This is a genomic window from Streptomyces sp. NPDC056987 (assembly GCF_042673865.1).
GTDB lineage: Bacteria > Actinomycetota > Actinomycetes > Streptomycetales > Streptomycetaceae > Streptomyces.
Window position 1 is genome coordinate 1 of sequence record NZ_JBHURV010000085.1, and the last position, 3415, is coordinate 3415.

Genomic DNA, 3415 nt, shown 5'->3' on the forward strand with positions numbered 1-3415 from the left:
ATGCGATACTCGGCGCGGCGCCGACCGACGGCGGTTGGCGGTATGTGTAATTTTGGTGGTGGAAGGATGGCGCGGATGAGCTTATCAATCATCGGCCCGGTGTTAGTCGGGGCGAGCCTGCGCCGCACGGTGGAGGACGCGGTGGCCGCGGCCATCGTCTTGGGTGAACTGGCCCCGGGGACCCTGGTCACCGCACCGACGCTGGCCGCGCGGTTCGGGATCTCCGCCACCCCGGTCCGTGAGGCCCTGCTCAACCTGCAGGGACGCGGATTTGTCGACGTGGTGCGCAACAAGGGCTTCCGGATCACCGAGGTCAGCGAGCAGGACCTCTGGGAGATCGTGCGGCTGCGCCAACTGCTGGAGGCCCCGCCCATGCGGGAGATCGCACGGGCGCTGCAGCCGGAGGCCGCCGCCGACCTGCGGCGCAGGGCCCAGGTGATCGTCGACTCGGCCGCCGCCGCCGATCTGGCGGCCTACCTCGCCGCCGACATGGCCTTCCACCTGCGGCTGCTGGAGCTGCACGGCAACCACCGGCTGGTAGCGATGGTGAAGGACCTGCGGCAGCAGACCCGGATGGTGGGCCTGGCCGACATGATCGGCACGGCCGAGCTTGCCCGATCCGCCGCACAGCACCACAGCCTAGTGGACCTGCTGGAGGCGCGTGACGGGAGGGGCGCGGAGACGCTGCTCAGCGCCCACATCGGACACGTGCTCGGCTGGTCGAACGGCTACTCCGAGGGCTGAGGCACTGTTGATGACGAGCCCGCCCAGCAGAGCCGGGAGTGCTCCCGCGAACCGTAATGTCGTCGCCTTAAATTCTCGCGGCAGCTCCCCTTCTGACGGCAGCTCCCCTTCTGAGTGGACATTGTCGAAGGGCCACCGTTTGCCGGTGAGCAGGCAGGCCGCGGCGAGTTCGGTGACGAGTTCCTCGTCACTCAGGGTGGGGCCGAGCTGGGTGATAAGGGCGATCGACGCCCTGCCTGGTCTCGGCCGGGGTGAGGTGGCCGAAGACCTTGTGCTTGCGCAGAGACGGCAGCTGTAGTTCTTGATCACGGTTGGTCGTGACGGTGGTGTCGTTGCTGGTGGCAGGCGGTCGCGACGGCTTGGTGATGGCGTCGCCAGGCGGTCCAGTGCAGGACGTGCTCGCGGTCGCGGACGGGTGGCGGCAGCACGAGGGCTCGCGGGAGCCAGATGAGCTCGGGGCAGCTCAGCGGAACAAGCACGGGCTCGTCCTCGGCGACGTCGTGGATGGCGGTGGCCGTGAGGGCAAGGACGGCGGCGGCGATCAGGGAGAATAGTGACCAGCGCATCCAGGAGTTCCAGCAGGTCACCTGGCCCTGGTCGAGTCCGGTGAAACCCTTGGCGAGTTGGAGGGTTTCCTCGATCCGCCACCTGCGGCAGATCACTTCCACCAGCGTGCCGAGCGAAACGTCGCCGGGTGCCCAGCAGCGGAAGTAGGACACCTCGCCGGTGTAGCGGTGCCGCCGCGCGACCAGCACACTCGTCCTGGGCTCATTCTCGTTCCGGTTCTCCTCGGGAGCGTCGTCGGGGCGGACATCGAGCCAGGCCCAGTCGTACTCGCGGGTGCCTTGATGCCGTGTCCGGTCTGCTGGCGCATCCACTGCCCGGGCCGCACCTTGTTGATCAGTTTGCGGGCCTCCCACCGACGGCCGCACCCGTCAGTGACCTGATAGGTGACGGCGATTCCGACCGTGTAGCCGAGTCCCAACGCCCTTATGCCCTGGCGCAGTTCACGTCCGCAGTACACCTCGTCGCCCGCGAACCAGCGGGCCTCGATCCCGGTCGCGAGCGCATTGGCGACCATGGTCAACGCCTACTGCGGCTTCCTCGCGAACCCGGTCTCCTCCGGCACTCCGGCGGCCTCGCGGCGTTCCTCGTCCGCGGCCCAGTCCGCCGAGAGATACAGAGCCCGATCGATGACCACCTTCGTCGTCGCGGTGACCGCCGCCAGGTGCACCGACACCTGGCACAGTCCGACACCGCCGATTGCACCGGAGTATTGCCGGCCGGCGCCCACGCAGTCCGTGGACGACTTCGCATCGCGCACGGCGTCCAAGTGGCCGGCGTGGGTGGCGGTCTCGGTGATCACGTGCAGGATGACCTCGCGCAGGTTGTCGAGGCGCCAGTTACCGAAGAAGTCCGGCCACCAGCTCGGGGCCGCCTTCAGGTCGGCGCCGGCAAGGAAGGTGTCGGCGAGCTCCCCTTCCTTGCGGTAGAGAGCGAAGACCTCCTCGGCTGTCTTCTCCAGGGCGGGCTGCCACGCGTTCTCCCCGGACCCGAGGATCTCTTCGATCGCCGCTTGCTCCCCGGCAGCAACCGCGCGGAACCAGAACTTCTCGCCGTCCAGAGCGAGATGGTGCACCAGCCCAAGGCATGTCCAGCCGGACGGTAGAACCGGGCGCCGCAGCGCCTCCTCGTCCAGGCCCTCCAAGATGTCCAGGACGTGCTTGCGCTTGCTGTTCAGGACGCCGAGTAGCGTCGTCAGTTCAGTGTCAGCCATGAGCCGGACCCTATGCGGCCCCACTGACATCGGCTCACTGAGCGTTTCAAGATGCCGTTCGGAGTCGTCGGAGGCAGATGATGCCACAGGCGAGTTCGAGGAGGCCGTGGTGGAGGTCGGCGCGCCGCTCGTAGCGGGTACGGAGGCGCTTGAACTGGTGCAGCCGGGCGAATGCGCGCTCAACGACCCAGCGCACCTTGCCCAGTCCGGAACCTCGTGCGACGCCGCGTCGGGCGATCAGCGGCTTGATGCCGCGCTTCCACAGCAGGCGGCGGTACTTGTCGATATCGTAGCCCCGGTCGGCGTACAGGCGTCGGGGCCTGCGGCGGGGTCGTCCGCGCAGGTCCCGGATCGGCGGGACCGCGTCCAGCAGCGGCAGCAACTGGGTGACGTCGTGGCGGTTCCCACCGGTGAGCGTTACAGCGAGCGGCGTTCCCAGGCGGTCGACAATCAGATGATGCTTGGAGCCAGGGCGGCCACGGTCGACGGGCGAGGGGCCGACGTGATCCCCCCCTTTAAGGGCTCGGACATGGGACCCGTCCACGGCACAATCGTCCAGATCCAGAAGGCCCGCACGACGCAGTTCGGTCAGCAGGGTGGCGTGCAGGCGAGGCCAGACGCCAGCCTCCGTCCAGTCCCGCAGCCGACGCCAGGCCGTAACTCCGGAGCAGCCCACGCTCTCGGCAGGGACGTCGCGCCAGGCGACGCCAGTCCGTAGCACGTACATGATGCCGGCCAGGGCTGCCCGGTCGGGAACACGCAGCCGCCCGGGGTAGCGGCGGCGCCGTTCGGGAGCGGGTGGCAGCAACGGCACCACCCGCTCCCACAGGTCGTCAGGAACAAGATCAGCACGCACTCCGGACACCCTGCCAACCAAGATCGCCGAGCGCAATA

General features: G+C 68.4%; 4 protein-coding genes. 1 reads left to right on the forward strand and 3 read right to left on the reverse strand.

Features of this window, described 5'->3' with window-relative positions; genetic code table 11:
• Positions 1-75: 75 nt before the first annotated feature.
• Positions 76-744: a GntR family transcriptional regulator gene (locus tag ACFTZC_RS41845; protein WP_382899342.1), complete on the forward strand. Its 669-nt coding sequence runs from the start codon at positions 76-78 to the stop codon at positions 742-744.
• A 305-nt stretch (positions 745-1049) separates the two neighbouring features.
• Here the strand turns inward: ACFTZC_RS41845 and ACFTZC_RS41850 are convergent, their stop codons facing one another.
• The 3 genes from ACFTZC_RS41850 to ACFTZC_RS41860 all read right to left on the reverse strand — a co-directional run bounded on the left by ACFTZC_RS41850 (position 1050) and on the right by ACFTZC_RS41860 (position 3377).
• On the reverse strand, positions 1050-1622 hold the full coding sequence (locus ACFTZC_RS41850) for a hypothetical protein (protein WP_382899344.1): 573 nt from the start codon (positions 1620-1622) through the stop codon (positions 1050-1052).
• A gap of 212 nt (positions 1623-1834) precedes the next feature.
• Entirely contained in the window at positions 1835-2521 is a 687-nt protein-coding gene (locus ACFTZC_RS41855) for a DUF664 domain-containing protein (RefSeq protein ID WP_382899345.1), read from the reverse strand.
• 46 nt (positions 2522-2567) lie between these two features.
• Complete coding sequence (locus tag ACFTZC_RS41860; protein ID WP_382899347.1) at positions 2568-3377, reverse strand: IS5 family transposase; 810 nt, start codon at positions 3375-3377, stop codon at positions 2568-2570.
• Between the last annotated feature and the right edge of the window lie 38 nt (positions 3378-3415).

Excerpts from the sequence above, each read along its gene's own strand:
- ACFTZC_RS41845 (WP_382899342.1), top strand. The coding sequence starts at position 76 with ATGAGCTTATCAATCATCGGCCCGGTGTTAGTCGGGGCGAGCCTGCGC.
- ACFTZC_RS41855 (WP_382899345.1), bottom strand. The coding sequence starts at position 2,521 with ATGGCTGACACTGAACTGACGACGCTACTCGGCGTCCTGAACAGCAAG.